The organism is Roseateles agri, from assembly GCF_034043675.1.
Classification (GTDB): Bacteria; Pseudomonadota; Gammaproteobacteria; order Burkholderiales; family Burkholderiaceae_C; genus KK5.
In genome coordinates this window covers 61,050-82,868 of sequence record NZ_JAXCLA010000009.1, presented here as the reverse complement: position 1 = coordinate 82,868, position 21,819 = coordinate 61,050, and the positions used below count along the sequence as shown (strand labels likewise).

The 21,819-nt window shown below is 69.0% G+C and carries 25 protein-coding genes; 12 read left to right on the top strand and 13 right to left on the bottom strand.

Annotation, left to right across the window (positions count from 1 at the left end; genetic code table 11):
* Positions 1–6: 6 nt before the first annotated feature.
* The 5 genes from hisD to SNE35_RS25405 are packed head-to-tail and all read right to left on the bottom strand — an operon-like array spanning position 7 to position 3,921.
* A complete protein-coding gene (gene hisD / locus SNE35_RS25425; protein WP_320425840.1) occupies positions 7–1,323 on the bottom strand; it encodes a histidinol dehydrogenase in 1,317 nt (438 codons plus the stop codon).
* 2 nt (positions 1,324–1,325) lie between these two features.
* Entirely contained in the window at positions 1,326–1,970 is a 645-nt protein-coding gene (gene hisG, locus SNE35_RS25420; RefSeq protein WP_320425839.1) for an ATP phosphoribosyltransferase, read from the bottom strand.
* On the bottom strand, positions 1,967–2,209 hold the full coding sequence (locus tag SNE35_RS25415) for a BolA family protein (RefSeq protein ID WP_320425838.1): 243 nt from the start codon (positions 2,207–2,209) through the stop codon (positions 1,967–1,969). Before SNE35_RS25415 ends, hisG begins: the two co-directional genes overlap by 4 nt.
* 27 nt (positions 2,210–2,236) lie before the next feature.
* Entirely contained in the window at positions 2,237–2,992 is a 756-nt protein-coding gene (locus SNE35_RS25410; RefSeq protein WP_431312796.1) for an ABC transporter permease, read from the bottom strand.
* Positions 2,993–3,006: 14 nt separating this feature from the next.
* On the bottom strand, positions 3,007–3,921 hold the full coding sequence (locus tag SNE35_RS25405; RefSeq protein ID WP_320425836.1) for an ABC transporter ATP-binding protein: 915 nt from the start codon (positions 3,919–3,921) through the stop codon (positions 3,007–3,009).
* 104 nt (positions 3,922–4,025) lie between these two features.
* On the opposite strand from SNE35_RS25405, the gene SNE35_RS25400 reads away from it, so the two are divergent.
* The 3 genes from SNE35_RS25400 to SNE35_RS25390 all read left to right on the top strand — a co-directional run bounded on the left by SNE35_RS25400 (position 4,026) and on the right by SNE35_RS25390 (position 6,580).
* On the top strand, positions 4,026–5,369 hold the full coding sequence (locus tag SNE35_RS25400; protein WP_320425835.1) for a diguanylate cyclase domain-containing protein: 1,344 nt from the start codon (positions 4,026–4,028) through the stop codon (positions 5,367–5,369).
* 117 nt (positions 5,370–5,486) lie between these two features.
* The gene (locus SNE35_RS25395; protein WP_320425834.1) at positions 5,487–6,269 is read left to right on the top strand and encodes a tetratricopeptide repeat protein; all 783 of its coding nucleotides are present in this window, start codon (positions 5,487–5,489) and stop codon (positions 6,267–6,269) included.
* 59 nt (positions 6,270–6,328) lie between these two features.
* Positions 6,329–6,580 carry an acyl-CoA-binding protein gene (locus SNE35_RS25390; protein ID WP_320425833.1) on the top strand — a complete coding sequence of 84 codons (252 nt, stop codon included), beginning with the start codon at positions 6,329–6,331 and terminating at the stop codon, positions 6,578–6,580.
* Between the two features lie 9 nt (positions 6,581–6,589).
* Here the strand turns inward: SNE35_RS25390 and SNE35_RS25385 are convergent, their stop codons facing one another.
* From SNE35_RS25385 to SNE35_RS25375, 3 genes are read right to left on the bottom strand one after another with little or no spacing between them, the layout of a single operon-like run.
* A complete protein-coding gene (locus tag SNE35_RS25385; RefSeq protein WP_320425832.1) occupies positions 6,590–6,895 on the bottom strand; it encodes a polyhydroxyalkanoic acid system family protein in 306 nt (101 codons plus the stop codon).
* 15 nt (positions 6,896–6,910) lie between these two features.
* Positions 6,911–7,978, bottom strand: a complete 1,068-nt coding sequence (locus tag SNE35_RS25380) for an aminopeptidase (RefSeq protein ID WP_320425831.1) — start codon at positions 7,976–7,978, stop codon at positions 6,911–6,913.
* Entirely contained in the window at positions 7,975–10,020 is a 2,046-nt protein-coding gene (locus tag SNE35_RS25375) for a molybdopterin-containing oxidoreductase family protein (RefSeq protein ID WP_320425830.1), read from the bottom strand. The genes SNE35_RS25380 and SNE35_RS25375 overlap by 4 nt, the downstream gene beginning before the upstream one ends.
* Positions 10,021–10,117: 97 nt before the next feature.
* Here SNE35_RS25375 and SNE35_RS25370 point away from each other — a divergent pair, with 97 nt between their 5' ends.
* From SNE35_RS25370 to SNE35_RS25355, 4 genes are all read left to right on the top strand, one after another.
* Entirely contained in the window at positions 10,118–11,278 is a 1,161-nt protein-coding gene (locus SNE35_RS25370; RefSeq protein WP_320425829.1) for an ABC transporter substrate-binding protein, read from the top strand.
* Between the two features lie 31 nt (positions 11,279–11,309).
* The gene (locus SNE35_RS25365; RefSeq protein WP_320425828.1) at positions 11,310–12,608 is read left to right on the top strand and encodes a DUF3422 family protein; all 1,299 of its coding nucleotides are present in this window, start codon (positions 11,310–11,312) and stop codon (positions 12,606–12,608) included.
* 53 nt (positions 12,609–12,661) lie between these two features.
* Positions 12,662–12,841 carry a DUF6496 domain-containing protein gene (locus SNE35_RS25360; protein WP_320425827.1) on the top strand — a complete coding sequence of 60 codons (180 nt, stop codon included), beginning with the start codon at positions 12,662–12,664 and terminating at the stop codon, positions 12,839–12,841.
* A gap of 81 nt (positions 12,842–12,922) precedes the next feature.
* The gene (locus SNE35_RS25355; RefSeq protein WP_320425826.1) at positions 12,923–13,954 is read left to right on the top strand and encodes an isocitrate/isopropylmalate dehydrogenase family protein; all 1,032 of its coding nucleotides are present in this window, start codon (positions 12,923–12,925) and stop codon (positions 13,952–13,954) included.
* A gap of 7 nt (positions 13,955–13,961) precedes the next feature.
* On the opposite strand, the gene SNE35_RS25350 is transcribed toward SNE35_RS25355, so the two are convergent.
* Together SNE35_RS25350 and SNE35_RS25345 are read right to left on the bottom strand one after the other, a co-directional pair.
* Positions 13,962–14,138: a hypothetical protein gene (locus SNE35_RS25350; RefSeq protein ID WP_320425825.1), complete on the bottom strand. Its 177-nt coding sequence runs from the start codon at positions 14,136–14,138 to the stop codon at positions 13,962–13,964.
* Positions 14,139–14,219: 81 nt separating this feature from the next.
* Entirely contained in the window at positions 14,220–14,492 is a 273-nt protein-coding gene (locus SNE35_RS25345; protein ID WP_320425824.1) for a metal/formaldehyde-sensitive transcriptional repressor, read from the bottom strand.
* A 45-nt stretch (positions 14,493–14,537) separates the two neighbouring features.
* Between SNE35_RS25345 and dmeF the strand changes: the two genes are divergently transcribed.
* A complete protein-coding gene (gene dmeF, locus SNE35_RS25340) occupies positions 14,538–15,479 on the top strand; it encodes a CDF family Co(II)/Ni(II) efflux transporter DmeF (protein WP_320425823.1) in 942 nt (313 codons plus the stop codon).
* Positions 15,480–15,488: 9 nt separating this feature from the next.
* Here dmeF and SNE35_RS25335 read toward each other — a convergent pair whose 3' ends face one another.
* A complete protein-coding gene (locus tag SNE35_RS25335) occupies positions 15,489–16,457 on the bottom strand; it encodes a hypothetical protein (RefSeq protein WP_320425822.1) in 969 nt (322 codons plus the stop codon).
* A gap of 86 nt (positions 16,458–16,543) precedes the next feature.
* On the opposite strand from SNE35_RS25335, the gene SNE35_RS25330 reads away from it, so the two are divergent.
* Genes SNE35_RS25330 through SNE35_RS25320 form a run of 3 tightly spaced genes read left to right on the top strand, consistent with a single transcriptional unit; the run spans position 16,544 to position 19,372 of the window.
* A complete protein-coding gene (locus tag SNE35_RS25330) occupies positions 16,544–17,746 on the top strand; it encodes a M20 aminoacylase family protein (RefSeq protein ID WP_320425821.1) in 1,203 nt (400 codons plus the stop codon).
* Positions 17,743–18,825: a M14 family metallopeptidase gene (locus SNE35_RS25325; protein WP_320425820.1), complete on the top strand. Its 1,083-nt coding sequence runs from the start codon at positions 17,743–17,745 to the stop codon at positions 18,823–18,825. The genes SNE35_RS25330 and SNE35_RS25325 overlap by 4 nt, the downstream gene beginning before the upstream one ends.
* A 7-nt stretch (positions 18,826–18,832) precedes the next feature.
* Positions 18,833–19,372: a DUF1415 domain-containing protein gene (locus SNE35_RS25320; protein WP_320425819.1), complete on the top strand. Its 540-nt coding sequence runs from the start codon at positions 18,833–18,835 to the stop codon at positions 19,370–19,372.
* Positions 19,373–19,400: 28 nt separating this feature from the next.
* On the opposite strand, the gene SNE35_RS25315 is transcribed toward SNE35_RS25320, so the two are convergent.
* Entirely contained in the window at positions 19,401–20,147 is a 747-nt protein-coding gene (locus tag SNE35_RS25315) for a hypothetical protein (RefSeq protein ID WP_320425818.1), read from the bottom strand.
* A gap of 90 nt (positions 20,148–20,237) precedes the next feature.
* Here SNE35_RS25315 and pstS point away from each other — a divergent pair, with 90 nt between their 5' ends.
* Positions 20,238–21,245, top strand: coding sequence for a phosphate ABC transporter substrate-binding protein PstS (pstS, locus tag SNE35_RS25310; protein WP_320425817.1), 1,008 nt, complete (start codon positions 20,238–20,240; stop codon positions 21,243–21,245).
* Here the strand turns inward: pstS and SNE35_RS25305 are convergent.
* Positions 21,242–21,811: a hypothetical protein gene (locus SNE35_RS25305; protein ID WP_320425816.1), complete on the bottom strand. Its 570-nt coding sequence runs from the start codon at positions 21,809–21,811 to the stop codon at positions 21,242–21,244. The genes pstS and SNE35_RS25305 overlap by 4 nt on opposite strands.
* Positions 21,812–21,819 lie beyond the last annotated feature (8 nt).

Sequence of the window (21,819 nt, the reverse complement as noted above, 5' to 3'; positions counted from 1 at the left end):
AGGCGCTCATCCGCCCTTACTCAACCGCATCTCCGCCGCACGGGCGTGACCCTGCAGGCCCTCGCCATAGGCCAGTTCAGCTGCGATGGGACCGAGCTTCTGCGCACCGGCTTCGCTCACCTCGATCAGGCTGGAGCGCTTCTGGAAGTCGTAGACACCCAGCGGGGACGAGAAGCGCGCGGTGCCGGACGTGGGCAGCACGTGGTTGGGGCCGGCGCAGTAGTCGCCGAGCGATTCGCTGGTGAAGGCGCCGAGGAAGATCGCGCCGGCGTGGCGCAGCAGCGGTTCCCAGCGGTGCGGGTCGGCGCTGCTCACTTCCAGGTGTTCCGGCGCGATGCGGTTGCTGATCTCGCAGGCTTCGTCCATCGAGCGAGTCAGGATCAACGCGCCGCGGCCTTCCAGCGAGGCGCGGATCACCGCTTCGCGCGGCATCTCCGGCAGCAGGCGCTCGATGCTGGCGCGCACGGCGTCGATGTAGGCGGCATCGGGGCACAGCAGGATGCTCTGCGCCATCTCGTCGTGCTCGGCCTGGCTGAACAGGTCCATCGCCACCCAGTCGGGCGGGGTCGTGCCGTCGGCCAGCACGAGGATCTCGCTGGGGCCGGCGATCATGTCGATGCCGACCTGGCCGAACACATGCTTCTTGGCGCTGGCCACGTAGGCGTTGCCGGGACCGGTGATCTTGTCGACGCGCGGGATGGTCGCCGTGCCGTAGGCCAGCGCCGCCACCGCCTGCGCGCCGCCGACGGTGAAGGCGCGATGCACGCCGGCGACATAGGCGGCTGCCAGCACCAGCGGATTCTTCTCGCCGCGCGGCGTGGGCACGACCATGACGATCTCGGGCACGCCTGCCACCTGCGCGGGGATCGCGTTCATCAGCACACTGCTCGGGTAGGCCGCCTTGCCGCCGGGCACGTAGATGCCGACGCGATCCAGCGGCGTGACCTTCTGGCCCAGCAAGGTGCCGTCCTCGTCGCGGTAGCTCCAGCTCTCGCCGCAGGCGGCCTTCTGGCGCTCGTGATAGCTGCGGACCCGGGCGGCGGCCGATTCGAGCGCTGCGCGCTGCGCGGGCGTGATCGACTCGAAGGCCGCCTTCAGTTCCTCGCGGGTCAGCTCCAGCGCGGCGACGCTGGCCGCGTCCACATGATCGAAGCGGGCGGTGTATTCGAGCACCGCCGCATCGCCGCGGGCGCGCACCTCGGCCAGGATCTCGGCCACGCGCGACTCGATCGCGCCGTCCGTCTCCGCCGACCAATGCAGCACGCGCTGGAACTCGGTCTCGAAATCGGCGGCGGCGGTGCTCAACTGGCGGAGATTCAACATCGTTACTTCGGGGTGGCGGACGCGAACGCGTCGATCAGCTGGCGCAGCGGCTCGCGCTTGAGCTTGAGGGCGGCCTGGTTGACGACCAGGCGCGAGGAGATGTCCATGATCTGCTCGACCTCGACAAGCTTGTTCGCGCGCAAGGTGCCGCCGGTGGAGACGAGGTCGACGATCGCGTCGGCCAGGCCCGTCAGCGGGGCCAGTTCCATCGAGCCGTAGAGCTTGATCAGGTCCACGTGCACGCCCTTCTCGGCGAAGTGCTGGCGGGCGATCTCGGTGTACTTGGTGGCGACGCGGATGCGCGAGCCCTGCTTCACCGCGGCCGCGTAGTCGAAGTCGGCGCGCGTGGCGACACTCATCCGGCAGCGAGCGATGTTCAGGTCTAGCGGCAGGTACATGCCTTCCAGGCCATGCTCGATCAGCACATCGCGGCCGGCCACGCCCAGATCGGCGCCGCCGTACTGCACATAGGTCGGCACGTCGCTGGCGCGCACCAGCACCACCTTCACGTTGGGCTGGTTCGTCGCCAGGATCAGCTTGCGGGATTTCTCCGGATCTTCCAGCACCTCGATGCCAGCAGCGCGCAGCAGCGGCAGGGTTTCCTCGAAGATCCGACCCTTCGAGAGCGCCAGGGTGATGGTGGTCATTGGGAGGCCTGTTCGCCGGGCGTCAGCGTCTTCATCGACAGCGCGTGGATCTGTTCGCGCATGCGCTCGCCCAGGGCGGCGTAGACGCGCTGATGGCGCTTGATGCGGGACAGGCCCTCGAATTCGCTGGAGACGATGGTGGCGAAGAAATGGCGTCCGTCGCCCTCCACCGTCAGGCTCTGGCACGGCAGGCCGGCGGCGATGTAGGACTGGACTTCTGCGGGAGTGGGATCGGCCATGGTCTCGGGATTCTACTTAGGAGCGTTTCAGGACCGGATCTTGTAGCCCCGGCGCAGCAGCTCCAGCGCGAGGCTTGCCAGCGCGATGAAGCAGACGCCGACGATCGCCAGGCTGGTCCACGGCGACACGTCGCTGACGCCGAAGAAGCCGCGGCGGAAGCCGTCGATCATGTAGAAGAAGGGGTTCGCGTGGCTCACGCCCTGCCACAGCGGCGGCAGCGAATGGATCGAATAGAACACGCCCGACAGGAAGGTCATCGGCATGATGATGAAGTTCTGGAAGGCAGCGATCTGGTCGAACTTCTCCGCCCAGAGGCCGGCCACCAGGCCCAGCGTGCCCATGATGCCGGCGCCCAGCACGGCGAAGGCAATGATCCAGAACGGCTCGGCCAGCCCCGGCGGCGAGAACCACACGGTGACGACCAGCACGCCCAGGCCCACCACCAGCCCGCGGATCACGGCCGCGCCCACATAGGCGGCGAACCAGGCCCAGTGCGACAGCGGCGTCACCAGCAGGAACACGAGGTTGCCGGTGATCTTGCTCTGGATCAGCGAGGACGAGCTGTTCGCGAACGCGTTCTGCAGCACGCTCATCATCACCAGGCCAGGGATCAGAAAGGCGGTGTAGCCGATCGTGCCGTAGACCTTGACGTGTTCTTCCAGCGTGTGGCCGAAGATCAGCAGGTACATCACGGCGGTCAGCACCGGCGCGGCCACCGTCTGGAAGCTGACCTTCCAGAAACGCAGCACTTCCTTGTAGAACAGGGTGCGTGCACCCTCCAGCGTGAATGCGGCGCTCATGCGCTTGCTCCCTGCATGATTTCGATGAACACGTCTTCCAGGTCGGCGCGGCCGATCTCCAGGTCTTCGATGGGCACGCCCGCCGAGCGCAGCGTGGCGAGGATGGTCTCGACCTCGGTCGCGTCGTGCGCGGTGATCTGCACGATCCGCCCGGTCACGCGCGACTGCCCTGCCAGCGAGGCCGGCAGCGTGGCATCGGTCTTGAAGCGCAGCATCGTCGAGGCCGTGCCCTTCAGCAGCTCCGAGGTGCTGTCCAGCGCGACGATCTTGCCGAGCTTCAGCATCGCGATCCGGTGGCACAGCGCCTCGGCCTCTTCCAGGTAGTGCGTCGTCAGCAGCACCGTGTGGCCTTCGCGGTTCAGGCGGGCGACGAACTGCCACAGCGTCTGGCGCAGTTCGACGTCCACGCCCGCCGTCGGTTCGTCCAGCACGATCACCGGCGGCCGGTGCACCAGTGCCTGCGCCACCAGCACGCGGCGCTTCATGCCGCCGGAGAGCTGGCGCATGTTCGCGTGGGCCTTGTCGGCGAGGCCGAGGTTCGACAGCAGCTCGTCGATCCAGGCGTCGTTGTTGTGCACGCCGAAGTAGCCGCTCTGGATGCGCAGGGTCTCGCGCACGCTGAAGAAGGGGTCGAACACCAGCTCCTGCGGCACGATGCCCAGCGCCTTGCGGGCAGCGGCGTAGTCATCGATGACGTCGTGGCCCAACACTTTGACGCTGCCGCCGCTGGCGCGGGCGAGGCCGGCGAGGATGCTGATCAGGCTGGTCTTGCCGGCGCCGTTCGGGCCCAGCAGGCCGAAGAATTCACCGGGCTGGATGTCGAAGGAAACACCGTCGAGCGCCCGGACCTGGCCCCCTCGGTATGTCTTGCTGACGTTCTGGAACGAAATGGCGGGTGGGGTCGATTGCATGGCGGCGGATTGTAGGTAGCGGCCGGGAATGGCGCCGGTCAAGGGTTGTTCGCATCCTCCGAATGGACGTTGACACTCCCTTAACACCGCTTGAACATGGCGTTATGCCCGAGCCCACGAGCCCGCACCGGCCGCAAACCGGCCGCCCCTGGTCCATGCGGCGGCGAATGATCCTCGGCGTGGCGCTGGCGCAGGCGACGTTGCTGACGCTCATCGCCGTCGACCTGCTGGTGCGCCCGCCCACACCGCAACACTCGCTGCCCGCGCGCGCCGCGTTCTATGTGCTCGTCGGCGCGCTGCTGGCGGCACTGCTGGCCTGGCAGGTGGAACGCATCATGCGCCGGCGCGCGACCGAGCTGCTGAGCCTGGTCGAGGGCTTTCGAGGCGGTTCGCCGCAGATCCCGCCGGATGCCGTCAACCGGGTGGACCGCATGGCCGCGGCCTTCAACGTCATGCTGGAAACCCTGGTCGACCGCGAACGCGCGCTGAAGGAGGCCAACGCGGCGCTGGAGGCACGCGTGGTCGAGCGCACCGCCGAGCTGGCCGAAAGCGAGACCACCCTGCGTGCCATTCTTGAACACGCGAACGACGCCTTCGTCCAGATGGACCAGCAGGGCCGCGTCACCGCCTGGAACGAAATGGCACAGCGGACCTTCGGCTGGCGGCCGGCCGAGGCCATCGGGCGGCCGCTGGAGGAACTGATCATCCCGCCGCAGCAGCGCGAGGCGCATCGGCAGGGCCTGGCCCGCTACCTTGCCACCGGCGAAGCGCGGATGCTGGTGGACAACCGGGTCGAGGTCGTCGGCTGCCGGCGCGACGGCCAGGAGATCCAGGTCGAGGTCTCGCTGCGCGTGCGCAAGCGCGGCGATGCGAGCTTCTTCGACGCCTTTTTGCGCGACATCACCGAGCGCAAGCAGCTGGAGCGAACGCTGGAGCTGCAAGCCACCACCGACCAGCTCACCGGCCTGCCCAACCGCCGCAGCCTGCTGCAATCGCTGCCCAAGGCGATGCGGCGCGCGCAGCGTAGCGGCCGTCCGCTGGCCCTGATCTTCCTGGACCTGGACGGCTTCAAGAGCGTCAACGACAGCTTCGGCCACGAAGCCGGGGACCACGTGCTGATCGAGTTCGCGCGCCGGCTGCGCGGCGCCGTGCGCGAGACGGACACGCCCGCACGCCTGGCCGGCGACGAGTTCGTCGTGATCCTCGAAGGGCTGGTGGCCGGCGAAGATGACGCCGCCCGGGTCGCCGAGAAAGTCCTGGTGGCCTCGCGCGTGCCCTACGAGATCGGCGAGGGGCAGTGGCTGCCGCTGTCGGCCAGCCTGGGCGTGAGCGTCTACTCGCCCGACGAGAAGATCAGCGCCGAAGACCTGCTGGCCCGCAGCGACGAAGCGATGTATCGCTCAAAACACGGCGGCAAGGGCCGCGTCAGCTCCTGGGCACAGCTGTAAGCGCGGGCGGTTCCTCCCCACGCCGTAGGAGCGGATGCGGCAGCACCGCTTCCTGCACCGCGACCTGAATGCTCTACTGCTGGGCCCCGGCAACGGGCGCAGTCGAGGTGTTGTCCGATGTCCGAGCCCTGGGTGCATTTCCCGTTCGAGCAGGTCGCTTTTCTGTACGACGACGCGGCGCTCCGCCAGCAATGGCCGCGGCTGCATGCCGGTGATGTCGAGCCGTGGCCGCGCAAGGCCGCGCTGGTCGACGGCTGGCGGCTGTTCCATGCCGGACGCTTCCAGGCCGCCCACGTGGCCGGCCTGGTCGCCGCCGAGGCCGGCAACCACAGCGGCATGGCGCTGGCCAACAAGGCGCAGGCCTGCCAGGCCCACTACCTGGAACGCGATCCTCGGCGCAAGCAGGCGATGTACCTCGCCGTCGCCGAGCGCGCCGCGCGCCACCAGGGGCTGGACCCCGAACATCCGAACGCCTACTTCTGGCAGGCCTATGCGCTGGGCCGGCACGCCCAGGCTCTCGGCCCGGCCAAGGGCCTGGGCCGCGGCCTGCGGGCGCGGCTCGTCAGCGCGCTGGAGACGACGATCGAACTGGCGCCCCAGCACGCCGACGCCCACCTGGCGCTCGGCTGCTTCCATGCCGAGGTGCTCGACAAGGTCGGCCGCATGATCGGCCGCACGCTCGGTGCCGATGCCGCCGAGGGCCTGAAGCAGTTGCAGCACGCCGCCCTGCTCGATCCGGCCAATCCGATCTCGATGATGGAGCGTGCTCACGCGCTGCGGCTGCTGGACGGCGACATGCGGCGTGCCGACGCGCTGTACCTCGACGCCGCGGCCGCGGAGCCGCTCGATGCGCTGGAGTTCCTCGGCGTCGAGCTGGCGCGGGACGCACTCGACGAATGAAGCCGTAAGGAATGAAGCCGTAAGATATGACGCTAGTCATCACTACTATCGAGACCGCCATGAGCCTCCAGGACCAGTTCGAAGCCGCCGTCGCCGAATCGAAGCAGTTGCCCGAGAAGCCCGACAACCAGACGCTGCTGAAGATCTACGCGCTGTACAAGCAGGGCAGCGTCGGCGACGTCGAAGGCGATCGCCCCGGCATGACCGACTTCGTCGGCCGCTTCAAGTGGGACGCCTGGAGCGAGCTGAAGGGCACGACGAAGGACGAGGCGATGCAGCAGTACATCGACCTGATCGAGTCGCTGAAGTAAGCCCCGGGCCTACTTCTTCTTCGGGGCCGCCGCCAGCAGCTTGTCCAGTTCCTTCTGGATCTCGCTCTCGATCGTGCCCTTGAAGGCGCCGAGCAGGAAGCCGAGCTTGGCGCGCAGTTCGAAGTGCGTGGCCGTCACGTCCAGCGTCCCGCTGGCGCCCGGGCGCTTGAATTCGACCGTGTCGCCGGCCTTGCCCTCGACGAGGGTGCAGACCATCTGGAACTTGTCCTCGACGTTCTCGGCCCAGGCCCAGGCCAGCTCGCGGGCCTTCGTCAGGCCCAGCGTGTGCTCGCGGCGGATGTGGATGTCGGCCATCGGGGGTGTCTCCGGTCAGTGTGATTCGAGCTGGCTTCGGCGCTCGGCCTTGGGCAGCTTCGCCAGCCGTTTTACCTCGGCATAGAAGCGCGGCCAATCCTCGCCTTCCCGCTCGAACAGCGCCTCGAAGGCCGGCACCAGTTCGCCGTAGGCCGACAGCAGCGCGAAGCTGGCGTTGTTGGCACGCGCGAACCAGTCGTCGTAACCGCTGTAGCCGCCCCACTCCTCCGCCTTCAGCTTCGCGTAGTCCTCGCGCAGCGCCTGCATCGTGTGGGCCTTGGCGGCGCGCTTCGCTTCGTCGTCCTGCGCGCTGTCGTAGACGGCGGCCAGCTTCACCCGATAGGCATCGGTCAGCGCGCGGAACTGCAGCCGGCGCTGGTTGCCGCGCTCATAGGTCTCGCGTGCCGCCTCGCTGCCGCGGGCCTTCAGCCAGCGCGCCGCGCCGATGCGCTCGACGGCGGTGGCGAACGATTCGTTGAAGGTCGTGTCGTCGTCCGCGTAGGCCACCTGGTGTGCCAGCTCGTGGAACATCATCCGCGCCAGCTCGCCCTCCGGGTAGCCGATGAAGGTGTTCAACAGCGGATCGCCGCCGAGCCAGGTGCTCCAGCCCAGCGTCGAATAGGCCGGCACCGGGCCGACCATGACCTCCAGGTGCTCGTCGTCCTCGCGCAGGCCGCGGGCATAGGCCTCGGCCGCGGCCTGGTCGAAGTAGCCGCGATAGGCGACGCAGCCCATGATCGGATAGCACCAGGTCTTGGCCTTCAGGCTCAGCTCCGGCGCGGCGATCACGTTCCACACCGCCGCGCCGCGATGCAGGTCGGCGTAGCGGCGGTAGCTGTTGTTGTCGGGCAGGTGCAGCTCGGTGATGGCGTAGTCGCGCAGGCGCTGGCTCAGCTGCAGGCGCTCGCGCAGCTTCGGGTCCAGGTCCGGTCGGGCCAGCAGCGTGCTGACCGGCTCGGCGGCCGACATCATCCGCATGTGCCCGTTCAGCGACTGGGCCAGGTAGCCCACCTGGCCGCAGCCGGCGACGAGCACGGCCGCCAGTCCGGCCACCAACAGGATCGCCAGGCGCCGCCCGATCACGCGGCTGCGACCTCGACGAGGCAGTCGTAGAAGCTCGGCGCCCGACCCAGGTCTGTCAAGTGCTGGTGGGTCAGCTCGTTGACGTTGGTGCCGTCCACGCCCAGCTTGCGCCACCACACGCCCAGGCCGTTGACGACGCCGGGCCGTGCGCGCTCGCTGACCTTGAGCCGCGAGCGGTAGCTGCCGCGGTCGTTGAACACGCGCACCATAGCTCCGTCGGCGAGGTCGCGGGCGCCCGCGTCGTCGGCATGGATCTCGACGATGGGCTCGCCCTCGATGTCGCGCAGGCTCTTCACGTTGACGAAACTGGAGTTCAGGAAGTTGCGCGCAGGCGGCGAGATCATCGCCAGCGGGTATCGCGCTGCCAGCTCGGGCGCCGAACGGGCGCTCTCGTAGTTGGGCACGTAGTCGGCGCCGCCGGCCTGCGCGCGGCCGTTGGCGGTGAGGAAGCGACCTTCCGCGAACGGCGCCTCGGCCAGCGGCAGCGACTGCCAGCCCTGCTCGGCCAGCGCATCGAAGTCGATCGCGTCGGTGAAGGCCTGGCGCGCGAGCTGCTCGTCGCTCTCGCGGAAGGCCTGCTCGTCGAAGCCGCAGGCCGCCGCCAGTTCGCGGAAGATCTGCGTGTTCGACTTCGCTTCGCCCAGCGGCGCCAGCGCCGGGTGGTTGATCAGCACGTCGGTGTGACCGTAGGCCGTGTGCACGTCCAGGTGCTCCAGCTGCGTCGTGGCGGGCAGCACGTAGTCGGCCAGGTCGGCGGTATCGGTCATGAAGTGCTCGAGCACGACGGTGAACAGGTCCGCGCGCTGGAAGCCCTTGACGACCTTGGGCGACTCGGGTGCCACCGCCACCGGGTTGCTGTTGTAGACGATCACCGCCTCGATCTTCGGACCGAACTCGGGCGTCGTTTCCTCCAGTAATGCGTCGCCGATGGTGCTCATGTTGACGACGCGTGGCGCCTTCTGCGCCGTCCTCAGGTCCGGCCGCTCCAGCCGCGGGTTCTTGTAGGGCGCGAACCAGCCCGAGCTGGACAGCAGCAGGCCGCCGGCGCGGTGGCGCCAGGCACCCGTGAGACAGGGCAGCAGCGCCACCAGACGGACCGCATTGCCGCCGCCGCGCACGCGCTGCATGCCGTAATTCAGCCGGATCGCGGCGGGCTTGGCCGCGGCGTAGTCGCGCGCCAGGCCGCGCACCTCGTCGGCGCTGATGCCACAGACCTCGGCCGTGCGCTCGGGCGGCCATTGCAGCGCCTTCTCGCGCAGTTCGTCCCAGCCGTCCACGTAGCGCTCGATGTAGTCGGCATCGAGCCAGTCATTGACGATCAGCTCATGCATCAGGCCCAGCGCCAGCGCGCCGTCGGTGCCCGGCAGCAGGGCGATGTGCTGGTGGCACTTGTCGGCCGTCTCGGTCTTGCGCGGGTCGATGCAGATCAGCTTGGCGCCATTGCGCTTGGCCTGGTTCGCATAGGTCCAGAAATGCAGGTTCGAGGCGATCGAGTTGCTGCCCCAGATCAGGATCAGCTGGCTTTCCGCGAAGAAGCGCAGGTGCATGCCGAGCTTGTGGCCGTAGGTGGCAGTCAGCGCGGCGGCGCCGGCGGAGGCGCAGATCGTGCGATCGAGCTGGCTGGCGCCGATGCGGTTGAAGAAGCGCCCCGCCATCGCCTCGCCCTGCAGCATGCCCATCGTGCCGGCGTAGCTGTAGGGCTGGATCGCCTGCGGGTCGCGCGCCGCGATGCTGTTCAGTCGCGTGGCGATATCGGCCAGGGCCGACTCCCAGCTGACCTGTTCGAAGCGCGGCGCTTCGTCCTTGCGGCTGACGCGCTTGAGCGGGTGCAGCAGGCGCTCCGCATGGTAGGTACGCTCCGCATAGCGCGAGACCTTGGTGCACAGCGCGCCGTGCGTGCTGGGATGGTCGGCCTGGCCCTGGACTTTCACGACGCGGCCATCCTCGACGGTGATCTTCAGCGCACAGGTATCCGGACAGTCGTGCGGGCAGGCGCCCTTCACGGTCTTCTGGCCCGGCGAAGGCGTAACAACGATGTTCATGCGTGAACTATTCCATGAGGGCCGCGGTCGCGGTTTTCCGGGGCGGTGAAGCCACCGCACAATTTCATAATTATCGATTCAACAAAAAGAGAAACGCGTGCGTAGACGTGAAGCCCTTGTTGCTGCAGCCGCCACCCTCGGCTCCCTTGCCCTTGCAGGGCCGTCGCGCGCCCAGGATCGCCGCAAGATCGTGCTGGGCCAGTCCTGCGCGCTGAGCGGCCCGGCCGCCCAGCTGGGCAAGCAGATGCAGATCGGCGCCAAGCTGTACTTCGACGGCGTCAACGCCGCCGGCGGCGTCAACGGCATGCAGATCGAGCTGCGCACGCTGGACGACGGCTACGAGCCCGAGCGCTGCAAGGCCAATACGCAGAAGTTCATCGAGGAGGACGTGCTCGCGCTGTTCGGCTATGTCGGCACGCCCACCTCGCTGGCCGCGCTGCCGCTGGTGAACGAGAGCCGCATGCCCTTCTTCGCCCCGCTGACCGGCGCCGAGGCGCTGCGCGAGCCGATGAGCCGCCAGGTCTTCCACGTGCGCGCCTCCTACTTCGAGGAGACCGCGCTGATCGTCAAGCAGCTGACCCAGCTGGGCCTGAACCGGATCAGCGTCTTCTATCAGAACGACAGCTACGGCAAGGCGGGCCTGGAAGGCGTGGAACGCGCGCTGAAGCCGCTGGCGCTGAAGCCCTTGTCCACCGGCACCGTTGAGCGCAACACGGTGGACGTGGCCAAGGCGGTGCAGTCGCTCGTCAACGCCGGCAACATGCCCGAGGCGATCGTGATGATCGGCGCCTACAAGAGCTGCGCCGCCTTCATCCGCGCCGCGCGCAAGGCCGGCTTCGGCGGCGTGTTCTACAACGTCTCCTTCGTCGGCACCCAGGCGCTGCTCGACGAGCTCGGCAAGGACGCCAACGGCGTCGTTGTCAGCCAGGTCATGCCCTACCCCTTCGGCACGACCACCGGCGTCGCCGAGGAGTACCAGAACGCGCTGCAGAAGGCCGGCGGCCCCGCGGCGGGCTTCCGCCCCGACTACAACGGCATCGAAGGCTTCCTCGCCGCCAAGACCATCACCGAAGGCCTGCGCCGCATGGGCGCCGGTAGCGGTGGCAAGGCCAGCCGCGAGGCGCTCGTCGCCGCGCTGGAGACGCTGCAACCCTACAACCCCGGCGGCTTCCCGCTGCGCTTCTCGGCCGGGCGGCACGTGGCGTCGAACTTCGTCGAGCTGTCGATGCTGACGGGGGATGGGCGCGTGAAGCGCTAACGCCAGCAACGGCTGCGCGGAGAATGCACGCATGATCCGCCAACACCCCCAGCGCAGCCAGCTCCACAACGAGATCCATGAGCGGCCGCCCGAGCCGATGGCGGCGCCGCTTGCGATCTCGCACATCGTGATGTTCTGCGACGCCGGCGAACGCACGGCCAGCCGCGAGCATCTGGCGCGACTGCTGCGCGACCTGCACCTGCCTGTGCCCGACGGCGAGGCCACCCATCTGCGGATGGACCTGGGGACGGTGCGGCTGCGCTGGGAGCTGCATACCGAATTCGTGGCCTGGACCTTCCTGCGACCGCTGGAGGATGGCCAGCGGCTCGACCCGCGCGACCCGGTACGCGCCGTGGAGCTGCTGCCGCAGGACTGGCTGGCCGCCCTGCCCGGCCAGTGCCTGGCTGCGCTGCACCTGTGGGCCTTCCAGGCCCGGCCGCATCTGCTGCCCGTGCAGGACCAGGCCCGCGCGCTGATGAACGAGGACCGGCTGGTCGGCTCGGCCGTGGCGGGCGAGGAGGGCCAGGTCTTGACCGACTTCGCCACCCATGCCGATGGCTTCTCGCGCATGCTGCTGATGGCCGGCGCCACGATGAGCCCGCGGCGGCTCGGCCGCACCGTGCAGCGCCTGCTGGAGATCGAGACCTACCGCATGGCCGCCTCGCTGGGCCTGCCGGCCGCGCGCCAGGCCGGCGCCATGCTGAACCGCGCCGAGCAGGAGCTGGCCGGGCTGGCGCAGGCGGTGCGCAGCGCCCGGCGCGAGGACGAGCCCGAACTGCTGGACCGGCTGACCCGCCTGGCCGGCGAGGTGGAAGGCGAGTACGCGGCCACGCATTCGCGCTTCTCGGCCAGCGCCGCCTACTTCGGCCTCGTCGACAAGCGCATCGAGGAGCTTGCCGAATCCCGCCTGCCCGGGCTGCAGACGATCGCCGAGTTCATCGACCGGCGCCTCAGCCCGGCCCGCGCCACCTGCGAGTGGGCGGCACGCCGGCAGGATGCGCTGTCGCAGCGGATCTCGAGAGTCAGCAACCTGCTGCGCACGCGCGTCGAGATCGAGCAGCAGCTCGGCAGCCAACAACTGCTGGAGGCGATGAACCGCCGCCAGGACCTGCAGCTGAAGCTGCAGGCCACCGTCGAAGGCCTGTCCGTGGCGGCCATCAGCTACTACATCGTCGGCCTCGTCAGCTATGTCGCCAAGGGCGCGATGAAGCTCGGCTGGCCCTTCGGCGTGGAGGCGACCAGCGCGGTGGCGGTACCGGTGGTGGTGCTGGCCGTGTGGCTGTCGATGCGCAGCGTGCACCGGCGCATCGTCGGCCACGCGCCGCACTGAGCCGGGGCACGTGCCTTGCCCTGGTGATGGATCACCATCGCCAGGAGAAGCCCATGGCACGCTACGGAGAGAAGGCCGCCGAGAAGGTCCACAAGACCCTGCACGAGGCCAAGGAAGGCACGCTGAAGAGCGGCTCGGGCCAGAAGGTCACCAGCCGCAAGCAGGCGATCGCGATCGGGCTGTCGGAGGCCCGCAAGGCCGGCGGCAAGGTGCCGCCACCGAAAAAGCACTGAGCCTACCGACCCTGTGCCGGCAGGGGTGCCGCGCGAGCGGGTACGCTTGGGTGATTCGTTACTTCCCCAGGCAGCATCCTCATGAGCACACCCATCCCCGCCACCCTCATCCCCGGCGACGGCATCGGCCCCGAGATCGTCGATGCCGCGCTGGCCGTCTTCGACGCGCTGGGCAGCCCCTTCGAATGGGACCGGCAGGTCGCTGGCCTGGCCGGTGTGCAGGCCCACGGCGATCCGCTGCCCAAGGCGGCGCTGGACAGCATCCGCCGCACGCGCCTGGCGCTCAAAGGGCCGCTGGAGACGCCGTCCGGCGGCGGCTATCGCTCGTCCAATGTGCGGCTGCGCGAGGAATTCCAGCTCTACGCGAACGTGCGGCCGGCCCGCACCATCATCCCCGGCGGCCGCTTCGACAACATCGACCTGCTGGTGGTGCGCGAGAACCTCGAGGGCCTGTACATCGGCCACGAGGCCTACATCCCGATCGACGGCGACCCGCATGCGGTGGCCATGTCCACCGGCGTCAACACGCGCCAGGGCAGCCGCCGCGTGCTGGAGCACGCGTTCGAGCTGGCGATTGCCACCGGGCGCAAGAAGGTCACCATCGTGCACAAGGCCAACATCATGAAGGCGCTGACCGGCATCTTCCTCGAGACCGGCCAGCAGCTGTGGGAGCAGAAGTACAAGGGCCGCATCGAGCTGGACACCGTCATCATCGACGCCTGCGCGATGAAGCTGGTCTTGAACCCCTGGCAGTTCGACGTACTGGTGACGACCAATCTGTTCGGCGACATCCTGTCGGACCTGGTAGCCGGCCTCGTCGGCGGCCTGGGCATGGCGCCGGGCGCCAACATCGGCACCGATGCAGCGATCTTCGAGGCCGTGCACGGCTCGGCGCCCGACATCGCCGGCAAGGGCCTGGCGAACCCGACGGCGCTGCTGCTGGCCGGCGCGATGATGCTGGACCACTGCAAGCTGCCCGATCTCGCCGCCCGACTGCGCCGCGCGATCGACGAAACGCTGAACATCGACAAGGTGCGCACCGGCGACCTCGGCGGCAACGCCGGCACGGCCGCCTACACGCAGGCGCTGGTCCAGCGCATCAAGAACGGCTGATCACCGTTCAGACCGTCGGCGACGACGAAGGCAGTGCCGGCGAGGCCGGCAGCCCGGGGTTCGGCGGCGCGAGGTCGCGCCCCGGCTCCTGGTCGCGACGATTGCAGGCGCCCAGCAGCGCAAGGCCGCCCAGCACGGCGGCGAGAACGATCCTGTGAAGGATCGGATGGCGCAATGAATCCACGGCGGGCTCCTCGGGGCGGCTGTCGTCAGCCGATGCCGCCGGGCGGCAAGGCCCATGCCCGCTTCTGCTTCTCTTACTCTCTTACTTCAGGTAGCTGCGCAGCGCGGTCACCACCGCCTCCAGGTCGCGCTCGCGCTCTTCGGGTTCCGCATCGGCGCCGAGGTGGTCGCGGATGTGGCCTTCCAGCACCTGGGCCATCAGGCCGTTGACGGCACCGCGCACCGCGGCGATCTGCTGGAGGATGGCGATGCAGTCGGCGTCCGCATCCAGCGCGCGCTCCAGCGCCTCGGCCTGGCCGCGAATGCGGCGCACCCGGGCCAGCAGCGGCTTCTTGTCGGTGATCGTGTGGCTCATGGGTTGATTCTAGTCATCCAAAATATACTGGGGTACAGTATCAGAATGAACGCTGCAGCACCCTCCATCGAGTCCCACTCGCACGTCTTCGACGAAGGCAATCCGCTGGCCCAGCGCAACACCCTGCTGGCCGTGCTGCTGACCGCCGTGATGATGGTGGCCGAGATCGCCGGCGGCTGGATTTTCAATTCGATGGCGCTGCTGGCCGACGGCTGGCACATGAGCTCGCACGTGATCGCGCTGGGCCTGTCCTTCCTCGCCTACCTGTTCGCGCGGCGCCTGCAGCGTCATTCGAGCTTCGCCTTCGGCACCTGGAAGATCGAGATCCTGGGCAGCTATACCAGCGCGATCCTGCTGCTGATCGTGGCGCTGACGATGGTGTGGCAGTCGTCCGAGCGCCTGCTGGCGCCGGCGCCCATCCACTACGACGAGGCGATGCTGATCGCCGCGATCGGCCTGGCCGTGAACCTGGCCTGCGCCTGGCTGCTGCGCGATGCGCATGGTCATCATCACCATGACCACGGCGATCATGGGCATGACGGGCATCACCACCATCATCGCGACCTGAACCTGCGCTCCGCCTACATCCACGTGCTGGCCGATGCTGCGACCTCCGTGCTGGCCATCGCCGCGCTGGCTGGCGGCAAGCTGTGGGGCGTCGCCTGGCTCGATCCGGCCATGGGCCTGGCGGGCGCGGCGATCGTGGCGGCCTGGGCCTTCGGCCTGATGCGCGACTCCGGCCGCGTGCTGCTGGACGCCGAGATGGACGCCCCGGTCGTCACGGAGATCCGCGAGGTGATCGCCGCCAGCCCGATTCCCGCCCGCATCAGCGACCTTCACGTCTGGCGCGTTGGCGGCGGCAAGTACGCCTGCATCGTCGCGTTGACCACGCCCGACCCGCGGGCCACGCCGGACGACTTCAAGCGCCAGCTGGCGATTCATGAGGAGCTGGTCCACATCACGGTGGAGCTGAACCCGGCTCGATAGGCAGCGAACTCAAGTCGCCAGCAACTCCCGCAGGCCCTTGGCCATCGCTTCGCGCACCTGCGGCGCGGGCAGCGCGGCGATCTGCGGCAGGGACATCTGCTCCGCCGCGCGTCGCCCCACCAGCAACCCGATCAGGTAGCCGGCGCGCGGCGGCCAGTCGGCGCCACCGTAGCCGGCGCTCAGCAAACTCTCGGCCAGTGCCTCGTCGGTCGAATCCAGACCTTTCAGCGCGGCCGCTGCGGCACGGCGCAGCACGTCCCCATCAGGCGCAACAAGCCGGGGATCGTCGAGCAGCACGTGCAGCAGCGAAGCGTCCGGGTTCAGCCGCTCGCTCGCCAGCGTCGCCGTGCCTTCGATCCACAGGCTGGCGAACAGCGGCGGCTGCGGGTCGATGCTCATCGCGGCGTTCTTCTGACCCTGGTAGCAATGGAACAGCTCATGCGCGAACAGCACGCTGAGATCGGCCGAGGCGCCGTGGTAGCGGACGATGCCGTCGGGCGAGAAGAACAGCGGCAGCATCGAGCCGGCGGGCTCCAGGTGGGCATCGAAGTAGAACAAAGACGGCAGCAGCGCGACCGGCGAGGCGGCGTTGTCGAAATCCGGCAGCGCGCGGCGGAAGCTCGCCAACTGCGCGGCGTAGAGGCGCCCGAACGCCAGCGAGATGGCGCGCGCGTCCGCGGCGATGGGGTCGAAGCTGGCCAGCCAGCGGCCGATCCGAGCCTCGTCCCGTGCCGCGGCGGCCACGCCGGCACCGGCGCGCGCGTAGTCGGCCGCATGCGGCGCGAAGAAGTTCTGCCGGAGCAGCCGGGCGCGTTCCCCACTCGGCTGGCCCTGGCCTTCGTCATAAGCGCGCCAGAAGGCCGGCATCAGGTCCCGCAGCGACGACGCTTCGTCAAGGGGTGCCGCCATCGTCGAGACGGGCAGCAGGCTCGCGCCCAGCATTTGCAGGGCTCGGCGCCGGGCGATGTGCGATTTCATCCGCCCATTCTGGCGCGGGCGCGCGGCCTGCCCCGGCAGCTTCATTGAGTAGACTTGACCACCCCCGCCGCACACGAGGCATGCCCATGAAGCTGATCGAATCCATCCTCGCCGACGCGCCGACGATCCAGACGCTGCGCCGCGACATCCACGCCCACCCGGAGCTGTGCTTCCAGGAAGAGCGCACCTCCGACCTGATCGCCAAGGCGCTGACCGACTGGGGCATCCCGGTGCACCGGGGCTTCGGCAAGACCGGCGTCGTCGGCATCGTGAAGAACGGCACGTCGGATCGCGCCGTGGGCCTGCGCGCCGACATCGACGCGCTGCCGATGACCGAGCACAACCACTTCGAGCACGCCAGCAAGCACGCCGGAAAGATGCACGCCTGCGGCCATGACGGCCACACGGCCATGCTGCTCTCCGCCGCCAAGCACCTGGCCACGCACCGTAACTTCGACGGCACGGTCTACCTGGTGTTCCAGCCGGCCGAGGAAGGCGGCGGCGGCGCGCGCGAGATGATCAAGGACGGCTTGTTCGAGAAGTTCCCGATGGAGGCCATGTTCGGCGCGCACAACTGGCCCGGCATGAAGGCCGGCCAGTTCGCGCTGGCCAGCGGCCCTGTGTTCGCCTCCAGCAACGAATTCAAGATCGTGCTGAAGGGCAAGGGCTCGCACGGCGCCATGCCCCACCTGGGCCTGGACCCGGTGCCCGCCGCATGCCAGATGGTGCAGGCCTTCCAGACCATCATCACGCGCAACAAGCGGCCGATCGATGCCGGCGTGATCTCGGTGACGATGATCCATGCCGGCGAGGCCACCAACGTCGTGCCAGACTCGGTCACGATGGAAGGCACGGTGCGCACCTTCACCTTGCCGGTGCTGGACATGATCGAGCAGCGGATGAAGGAAGTCGCCGAGGGCATCGCCGCCACCTTCGGCATGACGGTGGATTTCGAGTTCCACCGCAACTACCCGCCGACGATCAACCACGAGACCGAGACCGCCTTCGTCCGCGAGGCGCTCACCGAGGTGGTCGGCGCCGAGAACGTCCTGCACTTCGAGCCCACGATGGGCGCCGAGGACTTCAGCTACTTCCTGCAGGAGAAGCCCGGCTGCTACTTCCTGATCGGCAATGGCGACGGCAGCCACCGCGAGGGCGGGCACGGCATGGGCCCCTGCATGCTGCACAACCCGAGCTACGACTTCAACGACGAGCTGATCCCGCTGGGCGGCTCGATGTGGGTGCGCCTCGCCGAGGCCTGGCTGGCCAAGCCGCAGCAGCAGGCATGAACGCCGAGGCCTTCTTCGCGGCGAGCTACGCCGAGGCGCGGGCCAAGTTCCTCGCCGCGCTCGACGCGGCGGGCCTGGACAACGAGCCACACCTGCATCCGCTGCTGGGCCGCGACGGCGAGCGGCTGGCGATGGACGTGGCCCGCCAGGGGCCGCGAGATGCGGACAAGCTGCTGATCATCAGCAGCGCCTGCCACGGCGTCGAAGGCTTCGCCGGCTCCGGCATCCAGTGCGCGCTGCTGAACGACGCGGGCTGGAACGAGGCGGTGAAGCAGTCGGGCATCGGGGTGCTCTACATCCACGCGCTGAACCCGCACGGCTTCTCCTGGCTGCGCCGCGTCACGCAGGAAGGCGTGGACCTGAACCGCAACTTCCACGATTTCCATCAGCCGCTGCCGCACAACGCCGGCTACGACGAGATCGCCGCCGCGCTGCTGCCCCGCCAGTGGCCGCCCAGCGCCGCGAACGAGGCGGTGCTGGACGCCTATGCCGCGAAACACGGGCAGCGCGGCCTGCAGACCGCGATCTCCGGCGGCCAGTACGGGCACGAGACCGGCCTGTTCTACGGCGGCCGCGCGCCGACCTGGAGCAACGTCACCCTGCACCACCTGCTGGAAGAACACGGACGCGGCGCGCAGCGCATCGCCTGGATCGACCTGCACACGGGCCTCGGACCCACCGGCCACGGCGAGCGCATCTTCGCCAGCCGCAACGACGATGCCGCCCTGGCCCGCGCCCGCGCCTGGTGGGGCCCCGAGGTCACCTCGATCTACGACGGCAGCTCCAGCTCCGCGCTGCTGCAGGGCCTGATGTGGAACGTCGTGTTCGATGCCTGCCCCGGGGCCGAGTACACCGGCATCGCGCTGGAGTTCGGCACCCTGCCGGTCGACCAGATGATCCTGGCGCTGCGCGCCGACCACTGGCTGGAACTGCACCCCGAAGCGCCCGAGGCGCTGGCCGTGTCGATCAAGCGGCAGGTGCGCGATGCGTTCTACGTGGACACGCCCGCGTGGAAACGGCAGCTCGTCGAGCAGGCCGCCGACGCGGTGCGGCAGGGCTTGGCAGGCCTGCTTCGATAATCGCGCGATGAACGAACAAGAAGTCATTGCGGACACCCGCGCCTGGCTGGAGAAGGCCGTCATCGGCCTGAACCTCTGCCCCTTCGCCAAGAGCGTCCACGTCAACGACCGGATCCGCTACGTCGTCAGCGCCGCCGAGACACCCGAGGATTTGCTGAAGGACCTCGCCCGCGAGCTGCTGGCGCTGAAGCGCGCCGACCCGGAAGAGATCGAGACCACGCTGGTCATCCATCCGCACACGCTTGCCGACTTCCTCGACTTCAACGACTTCCTCGGCGCCGCCGATGCGCTGATCGAGGACCTGGAACTGGACGGTGAATTGCAGTTCGCCAACTTCCACCCGCACTACCAGTTCGGCGGCACCGAGCCCGGGGACATCACGAACTACACGAACCGCTCGCCCTACCCGACGATGCACATCCTGCGCGAGAGCAGCATCGAGCGGGCCACCGAGACGATGGAAGACACCGATTCGATCTTCGAGAAGAACATCGAGACGATGGAGAAGCTGGGCATCGAGGGCTGGCAGGCGCTCGGGCTCAAGTAGGCAGGTAAGCCGGTAAGCCGGTAGGGGGCTAGGGCGCGAAGCGCCAGGTGAGCCCCATCAGCAGGTCGCGCCGCGCCGGCTGCGCGGGGCCGTAACTCTTCTGCCAGCCGACGTCCAGGTCCAGCCCCGGCCGCACGGTCCATATGACGCCACCGAGCAGCAGGCCGGGCCAGGCCTTGCGGAACGGGTCGGGATTCGACTGCAGGCTGCCATCCATCGTCAGGATCAGCGCATCGCTCGCCTGCCACATCAGCGCCACCGAGGTGCTGGCGATGCGGCGGCGCTGACCGACGTCGTTGGGGTTCTCCGCCGCGCCCACGTTGAAATGCGCCGTCAGCGGCGCAGCGTCCAGCGTCAGCGCCAGGAGCCCGTGTGCGCCGACCGTGCCCTTGGGCTGGCCCAGGTCCTGGCCGCTGGTGGCCAGGGTCACGCCGGCCCGCACGGCCAGCGACCAGGGCGCACTGCCGTAGAAGCGCCACTTGGCGTCGAGGTTCGTATCGCCCGCTGCGCGGTGGGTCGGGCCGCCGGCCGGGTCGCGGTGCGCGAGCCAGGACGGCTGGACGATCAGGTCCACCTCAGGCGTGAGGCCCCAGGAGAGCTGCGGCTGGTAGGAGAAGTCGCGGCTGCCGTCGCGGTTGCGCGCGCGGTCGAGACCGTTCTCCAGCTCCAGATTGCCCTCGCCCTGCGTGCCGGTGTCCTCGGTCTGCAGCGGGTGGGCGGCATGGGCCGGGCCAGCCAGGATGAACGAGGCAAGGAGACAGGCAAAAAACCGCATCGCGGCAGTCTAGGAAGCACTGATGACCAAGCCGTGACCCCGCCACGAAGCCGTCACATCGGCGCAACGGGCCAGCCCCATACTCGGCGCATGAGGCCGCTCTTTGCCCAGCGCACAGCCCTGCTCGCTGCGCTGTCGATGGCGCTGCTCGCCAGTCCCGCTGCAGCTGCGGACGGCGCCGGCGCCACCTTCCCCGCCCCGTTGTACGCCCGCTGGGCCGCCGCCTGGGCGCGCGAGGCCGGCAATGGCGAGATGCACGAGATCCGCTACCAGCCCATCGGCTCGACGGCCGGCATCGAGCGCATCACGCGCGGCGAGGTGGACTTCGGTGCCTCCGACATTCCGCTGGCGCCGGAGGAACTGCAGCGCCGCGGGCTGGTGCAGTTTCCGGTCGTCATCGGTGGCGTGGTGCCAGTCATCCATGTGGACGGCATCGGCCCGGCCGAGCTGAAGCTCGACGGCCGCTTGCTGGCTGCGATCTACCTCGGCCAAGTGCGCAAATGGAACGACCCGCGAATCGCCGCGCTGAACCCGGACCTGAGCCTGCCCAGCTCGCGCATCACCGTCGTGCGCCGCGCCGACGGCTCCGGCACGACGCGGCTGTGGCGCGAGTACCTCGCGCTGTCCGATCCCGCGGCGCGCGACGACGCCGCATGGCAGACCGGCGTGGCCGCCACCGGCAACGAGGGCGTGGCAGCCACGGTGCAGCGCACGCGCATGGCCATCGGCTACGTGGAATCGAGCTACGCGATGCAGCACCGGCTCAACATGGCCGCACTTCGCAACCACGACGGCCTGCCTGCAGTGCCGAGCCGCCCCGCCTTCGAAGCGGCGACCGAGGGCCTGGACTGGACCGCGCTGCCCGCGGCGCAACCACCGCTGCTGGACCGGCCCGGCACGCAGACCTGGCCCATCGTCGGCGCCAGCTTCATCCTGCTGCCGGCCCAGGCGACGCCGCGCACGCAGCAGGTGCTGGCCTTCTTCGGCTGGGCGCTGCATCACGGCCAGGGCCTGGCGATGCAGCAGGACTACGTGCCGCTGCCGCCCGAGGCGGTGGCCGGCGTGGAAGCCTTGTGGCGGGAGCGGTACGCGCCCTAGGAGCCTGCGCGGCGCCAGCCCTTCACCAGCGCCCACACCGCCGCCGCACTGATCGCCAGCGAGCGCACCAGATGCGCCGCCTGCAATTGCTCGTAGGCCGCCTGCGTGAAGCCCTGTTCCTGCATGTCGCCCTGTGCACCGGCGGCCCAGGGCGTGCTCGCGATGGACAGCAGGCACAGCGCCGTGATCGCCCAAAGGGCCCGGCGTGAATAGCGGCCCGGCTCGCCCCATAGCGACAGCGCCCATGCCAGGCAGGCCGCGCCGAAGGGCAGCACGACGATGGGCAGGCGCCGCGTGTAGCCACGGGTGAAGGCCTGGAAGGCTTCGTTGCCGATGGCGCCCATGTCCACGTGGATCTGGTAGACGTTGAAGTAGAGCAGCCAGCCGACGCCGAAGTTGATCCACAGCAGCGCCAGGCCCAGGGCCTGCACGATGTCGGCGGCTGCCGCGCCGAGCAGGCGGGGTGGCGGCTTGCCACGCGCGAACGCCGCCCGCAGCAGCGCCCCCACAAAAAGCAGCACCGAAGCGCCGAGCATGGCCAGGAAAAAGATGAAGTAGAGCGGCATCCGTGGTT